This window comes from Streptomyces sp. NPDC042102, assembly GCF_055582305.1.
The window spans coordinates 523,048-548,064 of record NZ_JBVJDL010000003.1 but is presented as its reverse complement, the minus strand read 5'-3'; the positions used below and the strand labels follow the sequence as shown (position 1 = coordinate 548,064).

Here is a 25,017-nt window from a genome sequence, read left to right as displayed (position 1 = left end):
AACGGCCCGCCTCCGCCCGCCCCTCACCCCGTACCGTGGACGCGTGACCACCACCGACCCCTGGAACCCCGCCGGTCCCGGCGTGCTGCGGTTGCCGTCCGGGCGGCTTGTGCGGGGGCGGGGGGTGCGGCGGGGGGTGCCCGACGGGCCCGTGCCCGGGTTCGGGCTGGTCCTGCTGGGGAAGGAGCCCGACCTCGGCGCGACGCCCTGGGAGGTGCGGTGGCTGCGCTGGCCGGACTTCCGGGTGCCCAGCGACCACCGGCAGGCGTACGCCGCCCTCCGCGAGGTCTGGGAGCGGGCCTCCGGTGAGCGGGTCGAGGTGGCCTGCGGCGGCGGGCGGGGGCGTACGGGCACCGCGCTGGCCTGCCTCGCCGTGCTCGACGGGGTGGCGCCCGAGCGGGCCGTGGCGTTCGTACGCCGGCACTACCACCCCCGCGCCGTCGAGACCCCCTGGCAGGCGCGGTACGTGCGGCGGTTCGGGGCTCCCGACGCCTCCGCGTGACGAGCGCAACATCCGCGCCGGGGCGCCCGTACGCCGCCCACGCATTCCGCAGGTCCGGGCCCACCTCCGCCCCCGTTTCCAAGGGCGGCCGCCGCCCCCACCCACCCGTCCCGTCAATCTGGACATTTCGGCACGGCCCCGATCGGCCGGAATGCCGAAGCGGGCGGGCCCCCGGCCCCGTAAGCTCCCGTCATGCAGGTGATCCAGTCAACGAAGCTCGCCAATGTCTGCTACGAGATCCGCGGCCCCGTCCTCGAAGAGGCCATGCGGCTCGAAGCGGCAGGTCATCGCATCCTCAAGCTCAACACCGGCAACCCCGCGGCCTTCGGCTTCGAGTGCCCGCCGGAGATCCTTGAGGACATGCTCCGCAACCTGGGCAACGCCCACGGCTACGGGGACGCGAAGGGGCTGCTGTCCGCACGCCGTGCGGTGATGCAGCACTACCAGACCAAGGGCATCGCACTGGACGTCGAGGACATCTACCTCGGCAACGGCGTCTCCGAGCTGATCCAGATGTCCATGCAGGCGCTCCTCGACGACGGCGACGAGGTGCTCGTCCCGGCGCCGGACTACCCGCTGTGGACCGCCTCCGTCTCGCTGGCCGGCGGCACCGCCGTGCACTACCGCTGCGACGAGCAGTCCGACTGGATGCCGGACCTCGCCGACATCGAGCGCAAGATCACCGACCGCACCAAGGCGCTGGTGATCATCAACCCGAACAACCCCACCGGCGCCGTCTACGACGACGACATGCTGCGCGGGCTGACGGACATCGCCCGCCGCCACAACCTGATCGTCTGCTCGGACGAGATCTACGACCGGATCCTGTACGACGGCGCCACGCACACCAACACCGCCGCGATCGCCCCGGACCTGCTGACCCTGACCTTCAACGGGCTGTCCAAGAACTACCGCGTGGCCGGCTACCGCGCGGGCTGGATGGCGGTCTGCGGGCCGAAGAAGAACGCCTCCTCCTACATCGAGGGGCTGACGATCCTGGCCAACATGCGGCTGTGCGCGAACATGCCCTCGCAGCACGCCGTGGCGACCGCGCTGGGCGGGCGGCAGTCGATCGAGGACCTGGTGCTGCCCGGCGGGCGGCTGCTGGAGCAGCGCGACACCGCGTACGACATCCTCACCGGGATCCCCGGCATCACCTGTGTGAAGCCGAAGGGCGCGCTGTACCTCTTCCCGCGCCTGGACCCGGCCGTCTACAAGATCAAGGACGACCGGCAGATGGTCCTGGACCTGCTGCGGGCCGAGAAGATCATGGTGGTGCACGGCACCGGCTTCAACTGGTCCGAGCCCGACCACTTCCGGATCGTGACCCTGCCCGCCGCCTCGGACCTGGCCGATGCCGTCACCCGGATCGGCAACTTCCTGGACGGCTACAGCCAGCCCTGATGCCGGCGCAGGGCCGCTCCAGCCGGGTTCAATCGGATACAGCTCAACTTTAGACCGGATCCAATGTAGGATGGTCTCCTGACGACGCAGGAGGCCATCCTCATGTACGAGCCGATCCGCACGAAGTCGGTCCACCGCATGGGCGGCGGCCGCGCCGACTACCCGCACCGCAGCCGCGGCGAGGAACTGGACATCCAGCTCGCCGGGCACCTCTCCGCCCTGCTCGCCGTGACCGACGAGCTGGGCCTGGAGGAGGCCGGCGGTCAGATCGCCGCCCAGGTGGCGCGGCTGCGCGGCGCGCAGCCCGTACGCCGTACCGTCCCGCAGGGCGCCGAAGCCGCGGCCCTGCACCGGCGCGCGCACGATCTCGCCGCCCGCGCCCTGGTGGTCGCCGCCTCGCGCGCCGACACCGCCGCCGCGATCCTCGCCGCCGAGCGCATGGACGCGCACACCGCCGCCCTCGACCTGGCCGGCGCCCACTGACGGCCCCGGTCCGAGGCCGCGGAGGCCTCGGACCGGGAGCCATCGCCCCCCATATCCACCCCATCCCCTCCTGCGTGAATACCCCTGTGACCCGTGCTCGCACGATGTGCGAACATCGCTCGTCGCACATCACCCTGGGGGGTTCATGCCAACGCCTTCGGCGTCGCCGAGACGTCCGCTTTCCACCGCTCTGACGGGCCTGCTCGCCGTCCTCGCCACCGTCCTCGCCACCCTGCTCCTGCCGGCGGGCACCGCCGCGGCCGCGCCGGTCGCCGAGGACTGCGTCGCCGTCACCGAGGGCCGGTACGCGGGAACGTTCGCCACCGCCGGGCAGACGCACTGCCTGGAGCTGCCGAGCCCGCAGGGCGCGCGGATCGCCGCCCTCACCTCGCGCGGCGGCGCGGGCGTCACCGTCCAGGCCGAGGTGGTCGACAAGAACGGCACCGCCCAGTGCACCGCCCTCCAGCTGCGCCGGGGCGGCTGCGCCCTGACCGGGACGGCTCCGTTCCGCGCCCTGGTGCGCGCCGCGGACGACTCCGCGACCGGCCCGTACGGCGTCCACTTCGTCCGCACGGACACGGCCGGCAACGGCTGCCAGGTGCTGCCCGCCGGAAGCTTCGCCGACGACGCGGCGGCCGTACGCCTGGAGACCGGGGCCGGTGTCTTCTCGCACTGCCTGAGCATCCCGGCCGACGCGCACTCCGGCGCCGAGCTCCTGCGGATCCGCTACGCGCTCCCGGACGACGACGAGCTGTGGCCGGACTACGAGATCAGCCTCGTCGACACCGACGGCAACGGGCCCGACTGCTACAGCCACCCCGCCCCCGGCCAGTCCCTGCGGACGGACGGTCTCACGAGCTGCTCCTTCACCGAGGGCAAGGCCTACACCGTGCTGCTCCAGGGCCAGGACGCCCCGCGCGTCCACACCCTGGACCGCCGCGACGTCACCGCCACGGCCAAGGGCTGCGCCGCCTCCGCCGCGACGGCGGTCGGCGCCCCGGCCGTGTCCGGCGCGTCCGGACAGAACGGCAGCCTGCGCTGCCACCGGATCACCACGGCCGCCGCCTCGGACCGGCTGATCCTCAACCCCCGGGACGCCCACGACACCACGCACCAGCTGGTCATGAGCGACAACGGCGGGATCGTCTGCCACCAGAAGACCCGGGAGTGCCCGGTCACCGGTTCCACCGGCTACCAGGTCGTCACCCAGGTCCCGGAGAACTGGACCCTGCCCGCCTCCTACAAGCTCGACGCCTGGCGGATCTCCACGGCGTCCGGTCCGGGGCCCGAGTGCGCACGGCCGGCCTCGGTCGCGTACGGGTACGGCCCGCTCACCGGCACGCTCTCCGAGGAGCGCACCGGCGTGTGCGCCGTCCTGCCGAGCGTCCGGGGTGACTCGTTCAAGGCCCAGATCACCGCCACGGACGGCGGGACGCACATCCCCGAGCCGGCCCTCTACAACGACACCGGCCGCAACCTCTGCACGGGTCACGCGTCCCCGTACAGCTGCCAGGCCGGCGACGGGGGCGTGTTCGCCCTCGCGCTGCCGGACGGCACGGACCGTACGGCGTACCGCGCCGCGCTCGTCTGCGACTACGCGCCCTGCGGCCCCGAGGACGTGAGCGTCGGGACGGTCACGCCGGCCACCGCGCAGAGCGGCTCGGTCGCCACCCTCACCGTGCAGGGCACGGCGCTGGGCATGAGCACCACCATCCAGCTGACCGGCGGTCCGGTGCCGCTGACCGCCACGACCGTCTCGGTCTCCGACGACGGCCGCACGCTGAAGGCCACCGTCGACCTGCGCACCGCCCCCGCCGGCACGTGGACCGTCGCCGTGTCCGCGCTCGGCCGCTCGTACCCCGGCGGCACGCTGACGGTGACGCCGGCCCCGGTCTCCGGCCTGGGGACGTACAAGCCGATCACGCCCACCCGCCTCATGGACACCCGAGAGGGCCTCGGCGCGCCGAAGGCCAAGGTGGCGGGCGGTACCAACGTCACCCTCCAGGTCACCGGTACGGCGGGCATCCCCGCCACCGGGGTCACGGCGGTCGTCCTCAACGTCACCGCCACCGACCCGACCACCGCCAGCCATGTCTCGGTCTACCCCAACGGCACCCCGCGCAGTACGGCGTCCAACCTCAACTTCACCGCCGGGCAGACCATCCCGAACCTGGTCGTGGTCCCGGTCGTGAACGGGAAGGTCAGCTTCTACAACAACGCGGGCGCGGTCGACCTGATCGCCGACGTCGCCGGCTACTACACCACCGACGGCACCGGTTCCACGTACAAGCCGATCACGCCCACCCGGCTGATGGACACCCGTGAGGGCCTCGGCGCGCCCAAGGCCAAGGTGGCAGGCGGCACCAACGTCACGCTCCAGGTCACGGGGAAGGCCGGGATCCCGGCGACCGGTGTCACGGCCGTGGTCCTGAACGTCACGGCCACCGAGCCGACGACCGCCAGCCACGTGTCGGTGTACCCGAACGGCACGGCCCGCACCACCGCGTCCAACCTCAACTTCACCGCCGGGCAGACGATCCCGAACCTCGTCATCGTCCCCGTCGTGAACGGGAAGGTCAGCTTCTACAACAACGCGGGCGCGGTCGACCTCATCGCGGACGTCGCCGGCTACTACACCACCGACGGCACCGGATCCGGCTACAAGCCGGTCGCCCCGACCCGCCTCATGGACACCCGCGAGGGCCTCGGCGCACCGAAGGCCAAGGTGGCGGGCGGTACCAACGTCACCCTCCAGGTGACCGGTACGGCGGGCATCCCGGCGTCGGGCGTCACGGCGGTCGTCCTCAACGTCACCGCCACCGACCCGACCACTGCCAGCCACGTGTCGGTCTACCCCAACGGCACCCCCCGCACCACCGCGTCCAACCTCAACTTCACCGCCGGGCAGACGATCCCGAACCTCGTCATCGTCCCCGTCGTGAACGGGAAGGTCAGCTTCTACAACAACGCGGGCGCGGTCGACCTCATCGCCGACATCGCCGGCTACTACACGTCGTAGCGCCGGAAGGCCCCCGCGTCCCACCCCTGTGCCCGGCCGGTCATCCGGCCGGGCACAGGGCTTTCAGCGCCCCCGGGACGCCGGGGCGGGGTCCGTCGTCGCGGCCGCGCACCACGGCACCAGGCCCGGCGTCCAGCGGGGCCAGGCGGGGCCGATCGCCTCGGTCTCGGCGACCTCGCCCGCGGGGACGGTCGGCAGTTCGACCAGGGTCTCGGTCACCGGGCCGCTCTCGCCCTGACGGAAGCTCACCCGCACGGCGCGCGCGCCCGGCCCGGTGCCGTCGCAGACCACCTCGACCCGGGCGAGCGCCCGGCGGGTTGCCGGATCGATTCGGCAACCCGTCACCGAGACCGAGGCGGCAGGCCGCGCAGCCTCCCGCGAGCCGCCGCTCGCCCACAAGTAGAGTCCCAGGGGACCGAACACCAGCAGTGCCGCGAGCGCCATCAGCGCCGCTACCCAGCCACGCACTTGCGTCATGCTCCCCATCATCCTCCGGCCTTCGAAGTGGGACGAGCTCGTCACCCGACGTTCACCCAACCCAGCGCGGAATGTGGGTTTCCGCGAGCACGCTGCACCCGTGAGACGCATACTCGGAATTGCCCTCGCGGTGGTGTTGCTCGGTGGTGTTCTCGCCATCCTGGCCATCAACCTGCTGAAGGGCGAAGGCACGGCAACGACGACCGTGCACGGTGTGATCGGGTCGGAGAAGGCAGCGTTCTTCGACGATCCCGAGGTGAAGAAGGCCCTTGCCGACAAGGACTTCACAGTGACGACGGAGACGTCCGGCTCCTGGGCGATGGACCAACTGCCCCTGGGGAAGTACGGCTTCGCGTTCCCCAGCAGCAGCGAACCGGCCGCCGAGATCGAGGCGAAGGTCGACCTGAAGGGCGCGCAGACGGCCAAGCCGTTCTACTCGCCGCTGGTCGTCATCGCCCGCGGCAACGCCGCGAAGGTGCTGGCCGACAACGGCCTGGCGAAGACGAACGGCAAGAACACCGGCACCCTGCTGATGGAGCCCTACCTCAAGGCCGTCTCCGAGGGCCGTACCTGGCAGCAGCTGCCGGGCTCGTCCTCGTACGCGGAGCTGGCCGGCACCGTGTTCATCCGCACCACCGACCCCACCACGTCCAACTCCGGCGCGCTGTTCCTCGCCGCGACCTCCAACGTCCAGAACAACAAGACGATCGTCTCCGACGACGCCGGAATCGAGCGCACCGCCCCGCTGATGCACAAGCTGATCAGCGTGCAGGGGTCGCTCGCGCAGAGCACCGACGACCCGTTCCGGGCGTTCATCAGCGGCGCCGGTGACCCGCTGATCCTGGCGTACGAGTCCCAGGTGGCATCGCTGCTGATGCAGAAGCAGGATCCGGGCGACATGGTGGTGCTCTACCCGGACACCACCGTCAACACGGAGCACACCTTCGTGCCGCTGAGCGAGCCGGCGAAGAAGCTCGGGACGCTGCTCGTCACCGACCCGAAGCTGCGCGAGCTGGCCATCAAGCACGGCTACCGCCCCAAGGACGGGCTGACCGAGTTCACCAAGGCCACCGAGACGCACGCCGGCTTCCTCAACCAGAAGCTCGCCGGCATCCGCCAGGTGAACACGCCCAACGTCAAGATCCTGATGGCACTCGCGCAGCGGGCCAAGGGCTAGGGGGAACGCACCACCATGACGCTGACACCTCCCGAGGACGCCCCGCTCGTCCTCAGCCCCCCGGAGCCCGTGGCTCCCGTCCGCAAGGAGCAGGCCGCCGGCCTGGTCCCGCTGCAGGACGGGGTGCGCGAGGAAATGGCCCGCCGGGCCGGGGAGTACGTGGGTTCGCTCGCCGGACTCGACGCCCGCTCCCCCGAGTTCACCACCCGCCTCGGCGAGATCGCCGGTCTCGGTTCCGCCGACATCCGCAGCGCCGCGCAGGCCTCCAACCGGATGCTGGACCGGGCCGTGCGCTCGCTGGGCTCCGAGGGCGGCGACGCGCAGGCGCGCGTGGCCGGGTCCCTGGTGGAGCTGCGCCGTACGGTCGAGGACCTCGACCCGCGGGAGTCGCCCGCCAAGGGGGCGCGCAAGCTGCTGGCGAAGCTGCCCGGCGGCAACCGGTTCCGCGACCACGTGGCGAAGTACGCCTCCTCGCAGGCCACGCTCAGCCGGATCGTGAGCGCGCTGCGCAGCGGCCAGGACGAGCTGCGCCGCGACAACGCCGCGCTGCACACCGAGCGGGCGCGGCTGTGGGAGACCATGGGCAAGCTCCAGGAGTACGCGGTGCTCACCGAGGCGCTGGACGCGGCCGTCGAGCAGCGCGTCGCGGACGCCGAGTACGCCGATCCGGCGCAGGCCGACGCCCTGCGCGCGGACGTGCTCTTCCCCGTCCGGCAGAAGCACCAGGACCTGCTGACCCAGCTCGCGGTGTGCGCGCAGGGATATCTGGCGATGGACGTCGTACGGCGCAACAACGACGAGCTGATCAAGGGCGTCGACCGGGCCGCGACCACGACCGTCTCGGCGCTGCGCATCGCGGTGATGCTGGCGTCGGCGCTGGACAACCAGCGCAAGGTGGTCGAGCAGGTCAACGCGCTGCGCGGGACGACCGAGGACCTGATCCGGGGCAACGCGGAGATGCTGTCCACGCAGAGCGGGGAGATCCAGCGGATCGCCGCCGACCCGGCGGTGGGCACCGAGACCCTGCGGACGGCGTTCGGGCAGATCTACAAGACGCTGGACGCGATCGACACGTACAAGGTGCAGGCGACGGAGTCGATGGCCGCCACCGTGGAGTCGCTGACCGGCGAACTCCGGGCGGCCTCGGCGTACCTGGCCCGCACGCGCACCTCCACGAGCCTGGAAGGCGGCACCCCGTGAGCCCTCGTTCCGCGCGTGTGCGCCGCCGGCTGGCGGCGGCCGTCGCGCTCGCCGCCACCCTGATGGGCGCGGCCGCCTGTACGTCGCCGTCCCCCGACGGGGACAAGCCCGAGGCGTCGAAGAGCGCGCCGTACAAGGAGGGCACCCTGCGGGTGCTGGCCTCCAGTGAGCTCGCCGACATGGACCAGGTGCTCGCCGACGCCAAGAAGGCCACCGGGGTGTCGGTGAACCTGACCTGGACGGGCACGCTGGACGCGGTCGAGCAGGTCGCCTCGGGCAAGGCCGACGGCAAGTACGACGCGATCTGGCTGTCGTCCAACGACTACCTGCGGCTGCGGCCGGAGGCGGCCGGGAAGCTGAGTTCGGAGACGCCGGTGATGTCCTCGCCGGTGGCGCTGGGCATCAAGCCCGAGGCACTGGCCCGGCTGGGCTGGAAGCCGGAGGAGGTCACCTGGTCGGCGGTGCACCAGGCCGTCGCCGGCGGGAAGCTGACGTACGGGATGACCGACCCGGTGCGCTCCAACTCCGGCTTCTCGGCGCTGGTCTCGGTGGCGTCGGGGCTGTCCGGCGCGCAGTCGGCGCTCACGGACGCGGACGTGAAGGCGGCGGGCCCGCGGCTGAAGGAGTTCTTCACCGGGCAGAAGCTGACCTCGGGTTCGTCGGGCTGGCTGGCGACCGCGTACACGCGGCGCGGTGACGTCGACGCGCTCGTCAACTACGAGTCCGTGCTGCTGTCGATGAACCGGGACGCGAAGACGAACCTGACGGTGGTCCGGCCGACGGACGGGGTGGTCACCGCGCACTACCCGCTGACGCTGCTGACCTCCGCGCCGCAGGGGGCCCGCGAGTCGGGCCGGGCGCTGACGGAGTACCTGCGCGGGGCCGGACCGCAGCAGGCGATCACCGACCGGACGTTCCGCCGCCCGGTGGTCCCCGGGGTGACCCCGGCGGCGGGGCTGGCCGCCGACAAGCGGCGCGAGCTGCCGTTCCCGGGCAGCCGTTCGGTCGCCGACGGGCTGCTGGCGTCGTACGAGAACGAGCTGCGCCGGCCCTCGCGCACGGTGTACGTCCTGGACACCTCGGGCTCGATGTCCGAGGAGGACCGGATCGGCCGGCTGAAGACGGCGCTGACGGACCTGACGGGTACGGGGAGTTCGGGCACCGGCGAGCGGTTCCGCGACCGCGAGGAGGTGACGCTGCTGCCGTTCGGTGACAAGGTGAAGAAGGTCCTCACGCACGTCGTCGAGCCGGGCAATCCGGGTCCGGCGCTGGACGCGATCCGCCGCGACGTGAAGTCCCTGGAGCCGGAAGGGGGCACGGCCGTGTACGGCAGCCTGAAGGCGGCGTACCAGCACCTGGGCAAGGGCGGCGCGGACGCGTTCACCTCGATCGTGCTGATGACGGACGGCAAGAGCGGCGACGACGCCAAGGAGTTCGACCGCTTCTACGCCGGCCTGCCCGACGAGCAGAAGAAGACCCCGGTGTTCGCGGTGCTGTTCGGGGACTCGGACCGCAAGGAACTCACCAAGATCACCGAACTGACCGGTGGCCGGCTCTTCGACGCCACCTCCGGCAACGGTTCGCTGGACGGGGCCTTCGAGGAGATCCGTGGCTACCAGTGACAGAGGCGGCGGTGGCGCGGTCCTGCGCTACCTGGAGTCGAAGAAGAACCTGGCCGGCTGCGCCGGCGGGGTCGCGGGCCTCGGCCTGACCGTGGCCGGGGTGGCGGGCCCGTTCTGGTGGCTGGTGGTGGCGGGGCTGTACGGCGCGGGCGCGCTGCTCGCCCCGCCGGACGTGCCCGTCCTGCCCGAGCCGGGCGTGGAGGAGCAACTGGGCGCGCTCCGTGACGACCTGGGCCGGTTCCAGGAGTACCTGGAGGCGGTGGAGTCGCTGCCGGCGGCGGCGTCGCAGAAGCTGGACCCCCTGATGGGCCTGTACGGCGCGCTGCTCGACCCCGGCTGGGCGCCGGAGGTGGTGGCCGCCGACCCGGAGGCGCTGCACGCGCTGTCGCGGGCGATCCGCCAGGACCTGCCCGAGTGCGTGGACACCTACCTGCGGACACGCTGGTGGAACCGGCTGCCGGGCGGCGGGGAGTCACCGGAGCAGCATCTGGAGCGGCAGCTGGCGGTCCTGCTGGAGGAGGCGGAGCGGCTGGCGGCGACCCTGCGCGAGGCGGAGGCCCGGCGGCAGGAGACTCACACCACCTACCTGGAGGACCGCGGCCGCTCCTGAGGAGCGGCGCCGCCCCGTACGTGAAAAGGCACCCGGCCCGTCCGGCCGTGAGCGGATGCTCGTGGCCGGACGGACCGGGTGTTGTGCGGTGGGCGCCGCTTGGTCGGGGGCTCCCACAGCGGTGGGCGCCGCTTGGTCGGGGGCTCCCACGTTCATCGGCCCTTGTTCAGGGCGTGCCCTTCCTCAGGGCGTGCCCTTCTTCAGGGCGTGTTCCGGCTCAGCCGAGGCGCTCGACGAGCGCGTGGTACTGGTCCCACAGCTCCTTGGGAGTGTGGTCGCCGTAGGTGTTCAGGTGCTCGGGGACCAGGGCGGCCTCCTCGCGCCAGACCTCCTTGTCGACGGTGAGCAGGAAGTCGAGGTCCTCGGCGGGGAGGTCCAGGCCGTCGAGGTCGAGGGAGTCCTTGGTCGGCAGGATGCCGATCGGGGTCTCGACGCCCTCGGCGGTGCCGTCGAGGCGGCCGACGATCCACTTGAGCACGCGGCTGTTCTCGCCGAAGCCGGGCCACACGAACTTGCCCGCGTCGTTCTTGCGGAACCAGTTCACGTAGTAGATCTTCGGAAGCTTGCTCTGGTCCTTGTCGGCGGCGACCTTGACCCAGTGGGCCATGTAGTCGCCCATGTTGTAGCCGCAGAACGGCAGCATGGCGAACGGGTCGCGGCGCAGCTCGCCGACCTTGCCCTCGGCGGCGGCGGTCTTCTCGGAGGCGATGTTCGAGCCGATGAAGACGCCGTGGTTCCAGTCGAAGGACTCGGTGACCAGCGGGACGGCGGAGGCGCGGCGGCCGCCGAAGAGGATCGCGGAGATCGGGACGCCCTTGGGGTCCTCCCACTCGGGGGCGATCGTCGGGCACTGGGCGGCCGGGACGGCGAAGCGGGCGTTGGGGTGGGCCGCCGGGGTCCCGCTCTGCGGGGTCCAGTCGTTGCCCTTCCAGTCGGTGAGGTGGGCGGGAGTCTCCTCCGTCATGCCCTCCCACCACACGTCGCCGTCGTCGGTGAGCGCGACGTTGGTGAAGACCGTGTTGGCGTACATCGTCTTCATGGCGTTGGCGTTGGTGTGCTCGCCGGTGCCGGGGGCGACGCCGAAGAAGCCGGCCTCGGGGTTGATCGCGTAGAGGCGGCCGTCCTCGCCGAAGCGCATCCAGGCGATGTCGTCGCCGATGGTCTCGACCGTCCAGCCGGAGATCGTGGGCTCCAGCATGGCGAGGTTGGTCTTGCCGCAGGCGGACGGGAAGGCGGCGGCGACGTAGCGGGGCGCGCCCTGCGGCGGGGTGAGCTTGAGGATCAGCATGTGCTCGGCCAGCCAGCCCTCGTCGCGGGCCATGACGGACGCGATGCGCAGGGCGTAGCACTTCTTGCCGAGCAGGGCGTTGCCGCCGTAGCCGGAGCCGAAGGACCAGATCTCGCGGGTCTCGGGGAAGTGCGAGATGTACTTGGTGGTGTTGCACGGCCACGGGACGTCGGCCTCGCCCTCGGCGAGCGGCGCGCCGAGGGTGTGGACGGCCTTGACGAAGAACCCGTCGGTGCCGAGCTCGTCCAGGACCGGCGCTCCCATGCGGGTCATGGTGCGCATCGCGACGGCGACGTACGCGGAGTCGGTGATCTCGACGCCGATCGCGGAGAGGTCGGAGCCGAGGGGGCCCATGCAGAAGGGGACGACGTACATCGTCCGGCCCTTCATGGAGCCGCGGAAGATGCCCTTCTCCCCCGCGAAGATCTCCTTCATCTCGGAAGGAGCCTTCCAGTGGTTGGTCGGGCCCGCGTCCTCTTCCTTCTCGGAGCAGATGAAGGTCCGGTCCTCGACGCGCGCGACGTCGGTCGGGTCGGAGGCGGCGTAGTACGAGTTCGGGCGCTTGACCGGGTCCAGCTTCGTGAAGGTGCCCTTGGCGACGAGCTCCTCGCACAGGCGCTCGTACTCGGCCTCGGAACCGTCGCACCAGACTATGGCGTCCGGCTCGGTCAGGGCAGCGATCTCCTCCACCCAGGCGATCAGGCCCGGGTGATTCGTCGGGACGGAAGTGGGAGCCGCGTTGTCGCGCGCCACGATTGCTCCTTGTTGAGGGGTTTGTTTGGTGTATGCCCCGTGGGGGCTGCGACCCGGACGCTACGCGCTCCGCTCATCCGGTGCCGACCGCACTCATCTGATCATCCGGTGCGTGTGCGCATATGTCCAGAGGGCCTCTCACGTGAGCATCGCCACTCGCGTCAATCTTCGGCAAAGCGAACAATCGGTAAATGTGCCCTCGGCGCGCTCCCGGAAACCTACGCGCGCGTAGGTAGCATGAGCGCCATGACTTCCGAAGCCGTTGACGCCCCGGCCGCCACGGTCGTCGGCAAGCCATTGATGCGCGGGTGGCTGCACGCCGGGATGTTCCCCGCCGTGCTCGTCGCGGGCCTGGCCCTGATGACCTTCACCGACTCGACGCGGGCGCGGGTCGCGTGCGCGGTGTACATCCTCACCGCGTGCCTGCTCTTCGGTATCAGCGCGATCTACCACCGGGGCACGTGGGGACCGCGCGGGGAGGCGGTGCTGCGCCGCCTCGACCACGCCAACATCTTCCTGATCATCGCGGGCACCTACACCCCGCTGACGGTCCTGCTCCTGCCCGATTCCACGGGCCGTACGCTCCTGTGGGCGGTCTGGCTCGCGGCCGCCGCCGGGATCGCGTTCCGGGTGTTCTGGGTCGGGGCGCCGCGCTGGCTGTACACGCCCTGCTACATCGCGATGGGCTGGGCGGCCGTCTTCTTCCTGCCCGACTTCATGCGCACCGGCGGGATCGCCGTCCTCGTCCTGGTGATCGTCGGCGGGCTGCTGTACAGCGCGGGAGGGGTCATCTACGGCATGAAGCGGCCCAACCCCTCACCGCGCTTCTTCGGTTTCCACGAGGTCTTCCACTCGCTGACCCTGGTCGCCTTCATCACCCACTTCGTGGGCATCTCGCTGGCGGCGTACCAGCACGCGTAACCGGCGGTCCCGGGCCCCGTCGTCAGCCGGCCCGGCCGCCGGGCTTCACCCGGCCGACCTTGTTCCCGATGAGCTCGGTGAACCACAGGGTGCCGTCGGGGCCCGGGGCGATGTGGAAGGGGCTGCGCCCCTCGGCGGAGCCCGGCAGCGGGTACTCGGTGATCACGCCGCGCGGGGTGATCCGCCCGATCCGGTCCAGGTTGGACTCCGCGAACCACAGGTTCCCGTCCCGGCCGGCCGTGATCCCGATGGGGCCGGCGTTGCGGGTGGGCAGCGGGAACCGGGTGACCGTTCCGTACCGCGTCATCCGTACGATCTCGTGGTCGAGCCCGCCGCCGTCGGTGAACCAGAGGTTCCCGTCCGGACCGGCCGTGATGTTGAACGGCGCGCCCTGGAGGTTCGGCAGCGCGAACTCGGTCACCCTCCCCTTCGGGGTGATCCGCCCGATCTTGTTCACGAAGGGCATCGTGAACCACAGGTTGCCGTCCGGGCCCGCCGTGATCCGGTACGGGAGGCTGTCGGGCGTCGGCAGCCGGAACTCGGTGACCTTGCCGCGCGGGGTGATCCGCCCGATGCTGTTGGACCCGTTCTCGGTGAACCACACGTTGCCGTCCGGCCCGCGCGTGATGCCGAACGGGAAGGCGTCCACGGTGGGCAGCCGGAACTCGGTGACCTTGCCCCGCGGGGTGATCCGCCCGATCCGGTTCAGGGAGGGCTCGCTGAACCACAGGTTGCCGTCGGCGCCCGCGGTGATGTCGTCGGGGAAGGCGTCCGGGGTCGGCAGCCGGAACTCGGTGACCTTACCGCGCGGGGTGATCCGGGCGACGCGGTTGACGCCGTTCTCGGTGAACCAGACGTTGCCGTCGGGCCCGGCGGCGATACCGAGCGGACCACTGCCGGCGGTGGGCGGGGTGAACTCGGTGATGCGTACGACGTCGCTCACGCCCGGCGTGGGGGCGGCGGGCGCGGGAACGGCCGGCGCGGGGACGGCCGGCGCGGGGACGCCCGGCGCGGGCGCGGCGGCGAGGACCGCCGAGCACAGCAGACCGCCGGCGAACAGCGCGGCCAGGCGGCGGCAACGGGGCAGGACACGGCGGCGCGCGGCGGCCGGGGCGGCGGTCTCGGGCATGGGCCCAGCGTAGGAGCGGGGCCACCCGGCACCCCGGCATGACGGGCCGTCAAACGGGTTCTCTTGACCCCGCCCCGCGGATGCCCCCCTGGGGTTCCCCGAGCCGGTCCCGGCGGCGGCTCCGATCGACACGGCCACCGGCCCGGAGCAGCATGGGAAGGAGCGGGGGCGGGGCGGGGGCGGGGGCCCGGCGCGCGGGAGATCCGGAAAGGGGGCACCCGAAGGGACATCCGATGGCGTCCATCGCGAAACGGACGAGAAGAATCCTCCGGCTCTGCGCAGGGGCCGGAATGGCCTGCGGTCTCGCGGCCGGCCTGACCGTGCCGGCGGCCGCCGTCGACAAACCCCCGGCTCCCACGATCGTACGGGTCTGGACGCAGGGGACGACCGCCTACGTCATGTTCAGGGACAACACCTCCGACGAGGAGGGCTTCTGGGTCGCCGTCTTCGAGAAGGACAATCCGAACAACGAGGCCGGCAAGGTGCGCAAGCTCTACCCGGGCACGCCCGGCGTGGGGCGGCAGGTCATCCGGACGCTGCCCGGCGTCAAGCCCGGCGTGGCGTACTGCGGGGCCGCGCAGGCGATCGTCCCCACGACGGACACCGCGTCGGGTCTGCCGACGCGCGCGTTCAGCAACTGGAGCCAGAACAGGTGCAGCACCGCCACCGACCCGGCCAATCCCGCCGGTGCGCCCACGAACGCCTCGCTGGGCACGTTCAACGGCGAGTTCGCTCCCCCGGTCAACACCAACCGGACCTACTGGGTGCCGTACTTCAGCTCCGGCGGGGACGCCAAGAACGCGGTGGTCGACGTCACCACCGAGGGATCGCTGTCGATCAGGAAGGCGCCGGAGAACACCACGTTCAGCGGCTTCCAGTGCACGCTGGGGGCACCCGGGGCCGACGGCAAGGTCAGGAGCTACCGCTGCACGGGCGGCACCCTCAAGGCCGCCGAGAGGAAGGAGCTCCCGGTCTTCGCCCACGTCGACACGGCGGGCCGGGGCATCATCCGCGCCACGCTGCGCGTGCCGGGCGACACGAACCCGACCGACAACAGCAGCCTCTACACCGTGATGGCCCCGTGAGGACCGGCCCGGGACGCCGCCGACGCGACGCCCCGGGCCGGTACGACTGGGCCTACTTGTCGCAGGCCACGCCGTTGCCGTCCGGGTCCAGGCGCAGCGGGTCGCTGCCGTTGACCTTCATCCGGGCCGGGTACTTGTGGGTGGCCAGCCAGTCGCAGCGGGCCTTGGTGGTCTTCTTGACCTCCGCCGGGAAGACCGTCGGCACGCACACGTTGGCCGTGCCGTAGTGCCGGTCGCAGCCCGCGACGCTCGGCGCCACGGGTACGGAGTCCCGCTTGCCGGGGTTGGCCTTGGGCGCCGGCAGCTTGTCCGCGAACTCGTGGACGTGGGCGGCCGGGGTCCGGGCGTCGGTGTTGGCCACGCTCAGCGCCGCCGCCGACGGCCCGCCCAGGTGCACCCACTGCGCGATCGAGGGGATGCCGTTCGCGTCGACCGCGAAGAGCATGTACCAGCCGGGCGGCGCCAGGTTGGGGTTGCTGGTGACGTTGAGGTCGACGGTGGTGTCGTCGACCACGGTCAGCGGCAGGTCCACGAACCGCTGGTTGGGGTCGGAGGAGTGGGTGACCGCCGCCGGACGGATCAGCTCCGCCTTGGCGACCGGCCGGTTCACGGTGATCCGCTGGGTGTCGCCGTACACCCACTGCGTGTCGATCACCGAGGTGATCTGCGGCCGCGGCCCCTTGAAGAGGTACGGCGGGGTGTAGATCGACACGGCGTGGTTGTACGTGCCGTTGCCCGGGTTGTCGCCGACCGACATGACGCGTCCGTCGGGCATCAGGAACGACGCCGAGTGGTAGGTGCGCGGGATCGGGTCGGTGGCCATGCCGGCCTGGTAGGTGTTGGTCACCGGGTCGAAGAGCGAGGCCTCGAAGACCGGGTCCGCCCGGTCGTGCAGCCCGCCGCCGGTCTCCAGCACCTTGCCGTCGGGCAGCAGCACCGCCGAGACGTACATCTTGCCCTCGGCGCCGGTCTGCGGCCGCTTGCCGGCGCCCTGGTCCACCAGGCCCAGCGGGATGTCGGGGCCGGCGACGTACGCGGGGCTCGGCTTCTTCAGGTCGATGATGTCGGTGAGGCGGTTCGCGGCCGGGTTGGTCTCGTTGTTGCCGCCGCCGATCGTCAGCACCCGCTGGTCCTGGGCGGGGGGCAGCAGCACGCTCGCCGACTCGTCGCGCTGGTCCTTGTTCCGCAGGCCCGGCACGTCGGTGATGGTGTTGGCGTCGTAGTCGTAGACGGAGGCGCCGGTGCCCGGGGTGCCGTTGCCGAAGGTGTGGCTGCCCGAGTAGAACAGCCGGCCGTCCTGCATCAGGATCATCGACGGGTACAGGCCCCAGTACGACCAGGTCTGGTTGACCTGGTTCATCGGCAGCCACTTGTGCTGCGCCGCCGAGAACTTCTCGGCGGTCACGTTGCCCGTGGAGTCCTCCTTCAGACCGCCGAAGGAGATCACGTCACCGTTGCCGAGGATGGTCGCCGACGGGTACCAGTGGCCGCCGTTCATGTCGTTCGTCTTCGTGTACGTCTCGGTCGCCGGGTCGAAGGTGTACGAGTCCTTCAGCCCCTGGTAGCCGATCGTGCCGTCGGCGGACGGGTAGCCCTTGTTGCCGCTCATCACCAGCACCCGGCCGTCGGAGAGCTGCACGTGGCCCGCGCAGAACATGTCGACGGGGGTGGGGATGGTCTTGAAGGAGCCGTTCGCCGGGTCGTAGACGGCGGAGGTGAAGGTGCCCGCGTTGAACTGGGCGATGTCGTTGCCCGAGCCGGCGATCAGCAGCACCTTCCCGTTCTTGAGGACCACCGCGTGCATGGAGCGCACCGGGTTCGCGGCCGGGATCACCTCCCACTTGCCCTTGGCGCACTCCTGCGGGGTGCCCGTGCAGGTGGGCGTCGGCGGGGCCGCGCCGACCTCCTCCATCGCGTAGTCGTCGGTGGTCAGGGTGCCCACGCCGTACACGGACAGGCCCCAGGCGATCTTGTCGGTGCCGGGCGGGACCGCCGGCGTACGCACCTCCGTACGCGCCCACGCCGCGCTGACCGGCGGGTTCTGCAGGTCGGTCCAGTAGGTCCAGGTGCCCGTGGCGGCCTCGCGGCGGAAGACGGTCACGGACACGTCGGGGGTGTCGGAGGTGTACCAGGCCGACAGGTCGTACTGCTTGCCCGGGGTGACCGTCGGCGCGCAGGCCGCGTTCTCGGTGACCAGCGCCTTGCGGTCGCCGTCCACGCGCCGGGTGAGCGAGACGCGCATCGCCTTGGTGCCCGAGTGGGCGCCGGCGACGGTCGCGAAGGTGAAGTCGTTGTCGCCCCAGCCGGACTTGGACCAGCAGGAGGGCATGTCGGAGCCGGGTGCGCCGGCGGTCTCGAAGCCGGGGTTGGTGAGCAGGTTGGGCGGTCCGGCACTGGCCTGCTGCGGTGCGGTGAGCAGCAGGCCCCCGGTCATCGCCCCGACGGCGAGCAGGGCGGCCCGCCGCCCTCCCCGGCGCCGGAGGGTACGTCGCATGGGATCTTCCTCTCTGTGCGGCTCGGCTGTACGGCGGCGTAACGGCTGGGCGGTACGGCTCGCTGGGCGGCTCAGCTTCTGGCGGCGGTGCGGCCCGGCGCCCGCGTCCCGGCCGTACGGGCGCCCTTGCGGGGCAGGTAGACCAGCGCCTCGGTGGCCGCGAACCGCAGGACGAAGGTGGTGACCAGCGCGAGCGCGGTCGCGGGCAGCACCGCCATGCCGAACCGGTCGACGAACACGGCGATCAGCGGGATCCGCAGCAGCAGGTCGGCGTTGGCGAGCAGGGCGAACCGCCCCAGCCGGTCCGCCCAGTGGCGGTGGCGGCGCCGGTCGCGGAAGAGCAGCGCCTCGATGAGGACGAAGTTCCACAGGACCCCGGCCTGGTTGGCGAGGATCTCGGCCGGCAGGTAGTGCATCCCGGCGCCCGTGAGCAGCCACAGCGCGGCCAGGTTCGGTACGAAGCCGGAGAGCCCGATCAGCCCGAAGCCGATCATCCGGGCCGGCCCGGTCGCGGTCCGCAGGGCCGCCAGGTGCGACAGGAACCGCAGGCCCTCCTTGGCCGTGGACTTCGACTCCCCGGCGAAGCGGTCCTGGAAGACGAACGGCACCTCGGCGACCTTGGCGGGGCGGCAGCGCACCGCGAGCTCCAGCAGGATCTTGTAGCCGAGCGGGCGCAGCGCCTCGGGGGTGATCACGGAGCGGCGCAGCGCGAAGAAGCCGCTCATCGGGTCGCTGATACCGCGCAGGGCGCGCGGGAAGAGCCCCTTGGTGAGCCAGGTGGCGCCGCGCGAGACGGCGATGCGGTAGCTGCCCGCCAGGCCGGCCCGGCTGCCGCCGCTGATGTAGCGGGAGGCGACGACGAGTTCGGCGCCGGTGCGCTCGCCCTCGCCGACGAGCTCGGGGACCAGCTGCGGCGGGTGCTGGAGGTCGGCGTCCATGACGACGACCCAGTCGGACGCGGCCCGCTTCACGCCTTCGACGACGGCTCCGCCGAGGCCGCCGACGGCCCGTTCACGGTGCAGGACCGCCACGGGGAAGGGACAGTCGGCGGCCGCCTTCTCGATGACCTCCGGGGTGTCGTCGGTGGAGTCGTCGACGAAGAGGACCTCGCAGGGCAGGTGGGCGGGGATGCTCGAGCGGAGCCGGTGCAGCAGCTCGCGGATGTTCCCGGACTCGTTGAAGGTGGGGATGATCAGCGTGATGCTGCCGTGCGCCGGGGGCTCGACGGCCTCCACGGCGGCCGCGACGCCGGCCTCGTCGAGGGCGGGGTCGGTCCGCAGGTCTTCGCTCATGGTCAGCTCCCGCTGTCGGGGTCGGTCCGGCGGATCTCGATGCGGTCCTCGCCGGTGCCGAAGACGGCGACCGGGGTCGAGTGCTCCAGAGCGGCCTTGACGGTGGGCAGGTCGGCGGCGTCCCGTCGCACGGTCGGCGAGGAGACGACGTAGTCGATGTCGCGCCAGCCGCGCGGCAGCGTCGCGGTGACGGCCGGGTCGAGGTCGGCCTTGTAGAACCAGATGGCGCCGGGGCCGGGCTCGAAGCCGTGGTGGACGGCGTCGAGCCACAGCGCGTCGTCGAGGAGCACGCGGGTGCTCGCGGGGTCGGCGACCTGGCTGCCGAGCCAGTCGGCGGCCTGCCGGTACGGGCCGTTGGCGTCGGCCGTCAGCGCGGTGCGGTTGCCCTCGTACCAGCGCGGCAGGACGTAGCCGGCGGCGGCCGTGGCGAGGACCGCGACCAGCACGTACCGGGTCCACACCAGGGCCCGGCCCTCGGTGCGGCCACGGCGCCGGCGCAGCACGGCGTGCGTGATGCTGGCGGCGCCGCCGGCGAGGACCAGGGCGAGGAAGGGCATCGCCTGGATGACGTACATCGCCGGGAGGTAGCCGGAGGGGCGCAGCGCGACCACGGCCAGGATGACGGCGGCGAGCGCGGGTCCGGCCAGCGCGCGGGCGGTGACCGACCAGCGGAAGGTGACCAGCAGCAGCGCGGCGCCGGCCAGGCCGCCCAGCGGCAGCACGGTGTCGTAGTAGAGCCAGGACTGGAAGACGCCGTGGGAGCCGGAGCCGGGGTCGAGGATGAAACCGGAACCGGGCCGGCCCATCTGGTACGTGATGCCGTCGATCAGGGAGACGTGGCCGGGGCCGGGGAACAGCTCACCGTTGAGGAGGGCGTACAGCGGGTAGGCGAACCCGATGAGCGCGCAGGCGGTGATGGCGCCCGTGACGGCGAACTTGCGGGTGTCGCGGTGGCTGTGCCGCCACATCGTCACCAGCAGCGCCGGCAGCACCACCAGCATCGTCTCCTTGGTCAGGACGGCGGTGGCGGCCGCCAGTCCCGCCGCGAAGTGGTGCCACAGGTGCCGGCGGGGCGAGGCGGCCAGGCAGAACGCCAGCAGCATCCACATCACGGCGAGGTTGTCGAGGAAGATCTCGCGCTGGAGGACGACGGACAGCGGCGACAGCCCGAACAGGCCGGTCGCCAGCCCGGCGGCCCAGCGCGGCAGCCACAGCCGGCGCGCCAGGACGTACAGCAGGACGGCGCTGGCGGCCGAGACCGCGAGCATCGAGAACCGCATCGGGGCGACCGTCATGGACTCGGGCACCAGCAGCGACGGCAGCCAGGTCAGGGCCGCGACCTGGATCCAGCCCAGCGGCGGGTGGTCGTACCAGTAGGTGTAGTGGGCCAGGCCCTCGCCCTGCTGGACCGCCCAGGCCTGCGCGAGGTAGGTGCCCTCGTCGTCGGAGAGGGCGGGGAAGCGGGTGATGTTCCAGCCCTGGACGAGCAGGATGGCGACGACCAGGACGGCGCACAGGATCAGGTCGGGCCGTGAGCTGCGGAACCGCACCAGGGCTCTGGCGGAGGCCGGTGCCGGGCCGGCGGAGCCGTGGCCGGGCAGCCGCCGGGCCGGGAGGTGCGCGGTCGCGGCGGATCCGGGCGCCTCGGTGGTCCCGGTGAGGGCTGACGGGGACTGGGACGGGGACGGGGACTGGGGATCAGTGGCCGTGGGCAGGGTGGCGGTCACTGGTGGATGTCCTCTCGGGTCTGCGGAGCCTCGGTGAGGTGTGCGCCGACGTGACTGGTCAGCTCCCATTCGTTACGGCCGCGCTGCTCGCGCCAGACGGCGCGGATCGCGGCGCCGGCGAGCATCACCTGGTAGAAGGGGCCGCCGATGATCAGCTTGAGGTAGTGCACGAAGCGGATGCGCAGGCCGTACTGGCGCCCGAAGTCGTGCAGGCCGACGATCTCGAAGACGAACGTCACCATCGCCGTGATCAGGGGGAGGAAGGTGATGATCGCGATACCGACGGGCACGTCGAGGAAGAGCGCGACGGCCACGTTCAGCGGGATGATCACCCCGCAGGCGGCCTGCATGAACGGGGTCATCAGCGTGTAGCGGGCCAGCCAGCGCTGGCCGCGGCCGGGCAGCTGCTTCCAGTCCTTCTTGCGGTAGACCTGGAGGAAGCCCTGGTTCCAGCGGGTGCGCTGCTTGAGCAGGCTGACCAGCGAGCCCGGGGTCTCCTCGCGGGTGACCATGTCCGAGTCGTAGGCGACGACGACCTTCTTGCCGACGGAGGAGAGCCGGACCCCGAGGTCGCAGTCCTCGGCCAGGCAGTTCTGGTCCCAGCCGCCGGCCTCGCGCAGCACCTCGGTGCGGACGAAGACGGTGTTGCCGCCGAGCGGGATGAACCCTTTCTCCGCGTGCAGGTGCAGCCGGGAGCGGAACCAGAAGAAGTACTCCAGGCAGTTGCGCAGGCTGTACCAGCTGGAGTGGAAGTTGATCAGCTGGACCCCGCCCTGGACGACGTCGGCGCCGGTGGCGCGGAAGGCGTGGTCGACGTGGGCGAGCAGCTCGGGATGGACCTGGTCCTCGGCGTCGAAGACCCCGACGATGTCGCCCCGGCAGTGCGGGAGCGCGGTGTTGAGCGCCTTCGGCTTGTTCTTGGTCTCGTGGTGGTCGACGACGACCCGTACCCGCTCGGGCGCGCGGGCGGCGGCGCGCTCGGCGACGGCGGCCGTCTCGGGGTCGTCGTGGCCGACGATCACGATGATCTCGTAGTCGCGGTGGCTGGATTCCAGCAGCCGCTCGATGGTGTGCTCCAGGACGGCCTGCTCGTGGCGGGCCGGCAGCAACAGCGAGAACGCCAGCCGGCCGCCGCCGTCGGGGCGGTCGAAGCGGGTCGAGGCCAGGGTCTCCGGCGTGCGCCAGGCATGCATCTGCCACCACAGCGTGAAGGCGGCCATCCAGAAGAGCGCCAGCGAAACGGCAGCGACGAACACAGAGATGTACAACAAGTCCCCCACAGGCATGCCGCGGCCCGGCACGGAGCGCGGCGACGTCTGAAACCCCCCGGAGACGCGCTGCGGGCCCCCCGGCCCGGCGCCTGCCTCCCCAGCACGCGCACCCCCCAGTGCGCGCGTTCTCGGTACGCGAAATCTTCCCGAACCCCGAGATTAGGCAGAGAACGTGAACCTCAGTCACCCGTCAGATAAAAAACGTGTTCCCCAACCGACCTTATCGCAACCGGAATTGACGCTACTCCTGGCCTTTCAGGCCTGAACCGTACCCAACTGCCCGGCCAACTCGACCAGATCTGTCGTAGGGCGCGCGCAGACGAAATGCCGGCACACATACGCCGTGGGCAGGTCGCGTACGAGCGTGCGCTCATGCAGCAGGGGGAACTCCGGTGCGCCCGCGTCTGCGGACGGAGCCCTTCCGACCGCCACCACGGCACCAGGAGCCGTCCCCAGCAACGCCGTCCGGTGCAGCGCGGCCGTCGCCGGGTCCTCCGGATGCCCCACGACCGCCACCTCGCGCGGCCCGTCGATCAGCGCCTCGGCGACGGCCAGCCCGTGCCCGATGAAGCGCGGGGCGCGCGGCCCCAGCGCGTGCACCACCCCGAGCGCCCGCTCGGCCGCGGTGCGGTGCGCCTGCGAGCCGGTGTGCGCGGCGTACGACAGCAGCGCGCCGGCGGCCGCCGTCCAGCCGGAGGGGGCGGCGCTGTCGGTGGGGTCCTGCGGCCGGCGGATCAGCTGCTCGGCGTCGTGCGCGGTGTCGTACAGCGTGCCGTCCGGCGCGGTGAACCGGTCGAGGATCAGATCGGTGAGGAGACCGGCGAACTCCAGCCACACCCCCTCGCCCGTGACCGCGGCCAGCGCCAGGAACCCCTCCGCCACGTCGCCGTAGTCCTCCAGCACCCCCGCGTTCGCGCCGGACCGGCCGTCCTTGCTGGTCCGGGCCAGCCGGGCGCGCCCGGCGGCGGCGTCGAAGTGGACGCGCACCAGCAGATCGGCGGCCTCGGTGGCCCGCTCGATCAGGTCGGGCCGCTCGAAGTACGCCCCGCACTCGGCGAGCGCGGCGATGGCCAGCCCGTTCCATGCCGCGACCACCTTGTCGTCGCGGCCCGGGGCGGGCCGCGAGGCGCGGGCCCGCAGCAGCCGCTCGCGGATGCCCGCGATCCGCGCGCCGTCGACGACCGGCCCCTCCTGGGGCAGCTGGAGCACGGACGCGCCGTGCTCGAAGGTGCCGTCCTCGGTCACCCCGAAGTACGCGGCGGCCAGCGCACCGTCCGCCTCGCCGAGGACCTCCCGCAGCTGCGCGGGCGTCCAGACGTAGTACGCGCCCTCGGCGTGCTCCCCGGTGGCCGGGTCCGCGGAGTCGGCGTCGAGCGCGGAGGCGAAGCCACCCTCACCGGTCCGCAGCTCACGCACCATGAAGTCGGCGGTCTCCAGCGCCACACGCCGCGCCAGATCGGACCCGGTGACCCGCCACAGGTGCGCGTACACCCGGCACAGCAGGGCGTTGTCGTAGAGCATCTTCTCGAAGTGCGGCACCACCCACTCCCGGTCCACGGCGTAGCGCGCGAAGCCGCCGCCCAGCTGGTCGTAGATGCCGCCGCGCGCCATCGCCTCGCAGGTGTCGGCCGCCATCTGCAGCGCGCCCTCGGACCCGGTGCGGGCGTGGTGGCGCAGCAGGAACTCGATCGCCATGGACGGCGGGAACTTCGGCGCCCCGCCGAAGCCGCCGTGGCGCTCGTCGTAGTCCCGGGTCAGGCCGAGCAGCGCCCCGGCCATGTCCTCCTCGCCGGGGGTCTGCGCCTTGCCGTAGTCCAGCTGCCGCCCGGACAGGTCCCGCACGATGCGCCCGGCGACCTCGGCCACCTCCTCGGGGCGGCCCGCCCAGGCGGTGTGCACCCCCTCGAGGACCTGCGCGAAGGACGGCATGCCGTGGCGCGGCTCGGGCGGGAAGTAGGTCCCGAAGTAGAACGGCTCCTGGTCCGGCGTCATGAACACGGACATGGGCCAGCCGCCCTGCCCCGTGGCGGCCTGGACGGCCTCCATGTAGACGGCGTCCACGTCGGGCCGCTCCTCGCGGTCCACCTTGACGGACACGAAGTGCTCGTTGAGGTAGGCGGCGGTCCCGGCGTCCTCGAAGGACTCGTGGGCCATGACGTGGCACCAGTGACAGGCGCTGTAGCCGACGCTCAGGAACACCGGCACACCGCGCCGGCGGGCCTCTTCGAACGCACCGGCCTCCCACGGCCACCAGTCGACCGGGTTGTCGGCGTGCTGAAGGAGGTACGGGGACGTGGCCTGCGCGAGTCGGTTGGACATGTTCCCATCCTTGCGCACCCGACTCCGCCCCGCCCATGCGCCACGGGAGCGGCGCACGATCGGGGCGGACGGTGAGCGCGTCGTCCGCGGAAGTGACCGACAGGACCTGGTCGTCCGCCGCTCTGCACCTGCCCGGCAGCTGTCCCGCGGCTGCCCGGGAGCGCGATCGGTGCGTCAACTACCTCTGATCCAGCTCAGATTCCTCGCGCTCGGGCGTGCCCCGGCGCACACTTGGGGACCCCGA

18 protein-coding genes are annotated in these 25,017 nt (G+C 71.9%); 10 read left to right on the top strand and 8 right to left on the bottom strand.

Going from position 1 to position 25,017, the window contains the following annotated elements:
• The first annotated feature begins 43 nt into the window (after positions 1–43).
• From ACZ6KO_RS15760 to ACZ6KO_RS15745, 4 genes are all read left to right on the top strand, one after another.
• On the top strand, positions 44–502 hold the full coding sequence (locus tag ACZ6KO_RS15760) for a protein-tyrosine phosphatase family protein (RefSeq protein WP_469304534.1): 459 nt from the start codon (positions 44–46) through the stop codon (positions 500–502).
• A gap of 192 nt (positions 503–694) precedes the next feature.
• Positions 695–1,906 (top strand): pyridoxal phosphate-dependent aminotransferase, encoded by a 1,212-nt coding sequence (locus ACZ6KO_RS15755; protein WP_469304533.1) that lies wholly within the window; start codon positions 695–697, stop codon positions 1,904–1,906.
• Between the two features lie 102 nt (positions 1,907–2,008).
• A complete protein-coding gene (locus tag ACZ6KO_RS15750) occupies positions 2,009–2,389 on the top strand; it encodes an SCO4983 family protein (RefSeq protein ID WP_469304532.1) in 381 nt (126 codons plus the stop codon).
• Positions 2,390–2,534: 145 nt separating this feature from the next.
• Positions 2,535–5,408: a hypothetical protein gene (locus ACZ6KO_RS15745; protein ID WP_469304531.1), complete on the top strand. Its 2,874-nt coding sequence runs from the start codon at positions 2,535–2,537 to the stop codon at positions 5,406–5,408.
• Positions 5,409–5,471: 63 nt separating this feature from the next.
• Here the strand turns inward: ACZ6KO_RS15745 and ACZ6KO_RS15740 are convergent, their stop codons facing one another.
• Positions 5,472–5,885, bottom strand: a complete 414-nt coding sequence (locus ACZ6KO_RS15740) for a hypothetical protein (RefSeq protein ID WP_469304530.1) — start codon at positions 5,883–5,885, stop codon at positions 5,472–5,474.
• 100 nt (positions 5,886–5,985) lie between these two features.
• On the opposite strand from ACZ6KO_RS15740, the gene ACZ6KO_RS15735 reads away from it, so the two are divergent.
• From ACZ6KO_RS15735 to ACZ6KO_RS15720, 4 genes are all read left to right on the top strand, one after another.
• The gene (locus ACZ6KO_RS15735; RefSeq protein ID WP_469304529.1) at positions 5,986–7,062 is read left to right on the top strand and encodes a hypothetical protein; all 1,077 of its coding nucleotides are present in this window, start codon (positions 5,986–5,988) and stop codon (positions 7,060–7,062) included.
• Positions 7,063–7,077: 15 nt separating this feature from the next.
• Entirely contained in the window at positions 7,078–8,262 is a 1,185-nt protein-coding gene (locus tag ACZ6KO_RS15730) for a toxic anion resistance protein (RefSeq protein ID WP_469304528.1), read from the top strand.
• 62 nt (positions 8,263–8,324) lie between these two features.
• Entirely contained in the window at positions 8,325–9,884 is a 1,560-nt protein-coding gene (locus ACZ6KO_RS15725; protein WP_469304981.1) for a substrate-binding and vWA domain-containing protein, read from the top strand.
• Positions 9,871–10,494 carry a hypothetical protein gene (locus tag ACZ6KO_RS15720; protein WP_469304527.1) on the top strand — a complete coding sequence of 208 codons (624 nt, stop codon included), beginning with the start codon at positions 9,871–9,873 and terminating at the stop codon, positions 10,492–10,494. Before ACZ6KO_RS15725 ends, ACZ6KO_RS15720 begins: the two co-directional genes overlap by 14 nt.
• Before the next feature lie 217 nt (positions 10,495–10,711).
• Here ACZ6KO_RS15720 and ACZ6KO_RS15715 read toward each other — a convergent pair whose 3' ends face one another.
• The gene (locus ACZ6KO_RS15715) at positions 10,712–12,535 is read right to left on the bottom strand and encodes a phosphoenolpyruvate carboxykinase (GTP) (protein ID WP_469304526.1); all 1,824 of its coding nucleotides are present in this window, start codon (positions 12,533–12,535) and stop codon (positions 10,712–10,714) included.
• 237 nt (positions 12,536–12,772) lie between these two features.
• Between ACZ6KO_RS15715 and trhA the strand changes: the two genes are divergently transcribed.
• Entirely contained in the window at positions 12,773–13,456 is a 684-nt protein-coding gene (gene trhA, locus ACZ6KO_RS15710) for a PAQR family membrane homeostasis protein TrhA (RefSeq protein ID WP_469304525.1), read from the top strand.
• Positions 13,457–13,478: 22 nt separating this feature from the next.
• On the opposite strand, the gene ACZ6KO_RS15705 is transcribed toward trhA, so the two are convergent.
• Entirely contained in the window at positions 13,479–14,585 is a 1,107-nt protein-coding gene (locus tag ACZ6KO_RS15705) for a Vgb family protein (RefSeq protein ID WP_469304524.1), read from the bottom strand.
• Between the two features lie 290 nt (positions 14,586–14,875).
• On the opposite strand from ACZ6KO_RS15705, the gene ACZ6KO_RS15700 reads away from it, so the two are divergent.
• A complete protein-coding gene (locus ACZ6KO_RS15700) occupies positions 14,876–15,670 on the top strand; it encodes a hypothetical protein (protein ID WP_469304523.1) in 795 nt (264 codons plus the stop codon).
• A gap of 52 nt (positions 15,671–15,722) precedes the next feature.
• Here the strand turns inward: ACZ6KO_RS15700 and ACZ6KO_RS15695 are convergent, their stop codons facing one another.
• The 5 genes from ACZ6KO_RS15695 to ACZ6KO_RS15675 all read right to left on the bottom strand — a co-directional run bounded on the left by ACZ6KO_RS15695 (position 15,723) and on the right by ACZ6KO_RS15675 (position 24,773).
• Positions 15,723–18,164, bottom strand: coding sequence for a galactose oxidase-like domain-containing protein (locus tag ACZ6KO_RS15695; RefSeq protein ID WP_469304522.1), 2,442 nt, complete (start codon positions 18,162–18,164; stop codon positions 15,723–15,725).
• Positions 18,165–18,235: 71 nt separating this feature from the next.
• Positions 18,236–19,456: a glycosyltransferase gene (locus tag ACZ6KO_RS15690; protein ID WP_469304521.1), complete on the bottom strand. Its 1,221-nt coding sequence runs from the start codon at positions 19,454–19,456 to the stop codon at positions 18,236–18,238.
• A gap of 2 nt (positions 19,457–19,458) precedes the next feature.
• Positions 19,459–21,183: an ArnT family glycosyltransferase gene (locus tag ACZ6KO_RS15685; RefSeq protein WP_469304520.1), complete on the bottom strand. Its 1,725-nt coding sequence runs from the start codon at positions 21,181–21,183 to the stop codon at positions 19,459–19,461.
• Positions 21,180–22,469 carry a glycosyltransferase gene (locus ACZ6KO_RS15680; RefSeq protein WP_469304519.1) on the bottom strand — a complete coding sequence of 430 codons (1,290 nt, stop codon included), beginning with the start codon at positions 22,467–22,469 and terminating at the stop codon, positions 21,180–21,182. The genes ACZ6KO_RS15685 and ACZ6KO_RS15680 overlap by 4 nt, the downstream gene beginning before the upstream one ends.
• Positions 22,470–22,709: 240 nt before the next feature.
• Positions 22,710–24,773, bottom strand: coding sequence for a thioredoxin domain-containing protein (locus ACZ6KO_RS15675; RefSeq protein WP_469304518.1), 2,064 nt, complete (start codon positions 24,771–24,773; stop codon positions 22,710–22,712).
• Between the last annotated feature and the right edge of the window lie 244 nt (positions 24,774–25,017).